At 66.5% G+C, this 1,163-nt stretch carries 1 protein-coding gene and 1 tRNA gene; both read right to left on the bottom strand.

What is annotated here, in order from left to right:
• Window positions 1–135: 135 nt before the first annotated feature.
• Window positions 136–212: transfer RNA gene (locus RAD16_RS40310), tRNA-Met, on the bottom strand.
• A 308-nt stretch (window positions 213–520) separates the two neighbouring features.
• Window positions 521–883: a hypothetical protein gene (locus RAD16_RS40305; protein ID WP_458163626.1), complete on the bottom strand. Its 363-nt coding sequence runs from the start codon at window positions 881–883 to the stop codon at window positions 521–523.
• Window positions 884–1,163 lie beyond the last annotated feature (280 nt).

Genomic DNA, 1,163 nt, shown 5'->3' with positions numbered 1-1,163 from the left:
TGCACTATGATCTTGGATATTTCGACCTGGAGCAGAAGACCCTGCAACCCCTCGACAACCCGTTCGGCACGAGGTTGTCACCCATCTCTTAGGTACGATCCGTTACCTATGTCTCCGGGCTGGACAGGTAATTCATGGTAGCGGGAGAGGGACTCGAACCCCCGACCCCAGGATTATGATTCCCGTGCTCTAACCAGCTGAGCTACCCCGCCACAGGGTCGCGAACGGCTGCTACGGCCGATCTCGCGAACGCGCGGCATATAAGGAAGGGGGCGGCGGGAAGTCAAGCAAGGTGGCGCCGATTGATGGGGGGATTTCGCTGGCGAAATCGCGCCGTTTGGGGCCGAAGCTGCCCGTTTTCGCGCAGCAGACTCGTGGAGAGTCCCCCTCACCCGGAAATCCGCGCTCGCGCGCGGATTTCCGGCCTCTCCCCGCAGGCGGGGCGAGGCGAGGCGAAGAATCCGCCTACGCGAGGCTTCCGCCTTCGCTGGAGCTACGGCGGACAAGTCGGCGCGACGGGCTATTTCGGCTTGACCGTCGGGTCACCGCCGGGGCTGCCGGGGGGCGGGATGACGGGCATGGCGCCGTCCGTGGAGGGCGCCGGGGCGTGCATCTCGGGGTCTACGCCGGCGGGCGGGCAGAGCACGCCGTCGGATTTTGCCAGTTTGTCGCCGAGCGGTTCCCGGGCCTGGCCGGTGGTGGTGCCGTCGGGCGTGGTGGCGCGGTTCGGGCGGTCCTGCGGCGTGCAGTCGGCGGTGCGTTGCGGGGATGGCGGCGCGGTCGCTTGCGGCGGCGTCGCCGGGGCGGGCGGGGCCTGCGCGATCGCGCTGCCGGAGGCGGCGATCAGGAGGCTGGCCAGGATGATGTTTGATGTCGTGCGCATGGGAGGAAAACGCGCGGATTGGGCACGATGTTCCCGGGCGCAGCGCGATGTGATCGGCCCGAGGCGGTTCCACCGTCATTGCGAGCGCAGCGACTTGTCCCGCCGTAGCCTTGGCGAAGGCGGAAGCAATCCAGACTGTCTCCGCGGGACGATTCTGGATTGCTCACATGGGGATTTGGTGTGTCAAGGTTTATGGTCAGCTCTTTGTTCGATTGCAGGCCAGCTCTTCGTCCCGACCGTGGAAGCGTGGAGATGGCGCGCGCAGCTCTAGTCAAGGTCG

It is taken from the genome of Bradyrhizobium sp. 18BD (assembly GCF_054185225.1).
This window is presented reverse-complemented; position numbering and strand designations above follow the sequence as displayed.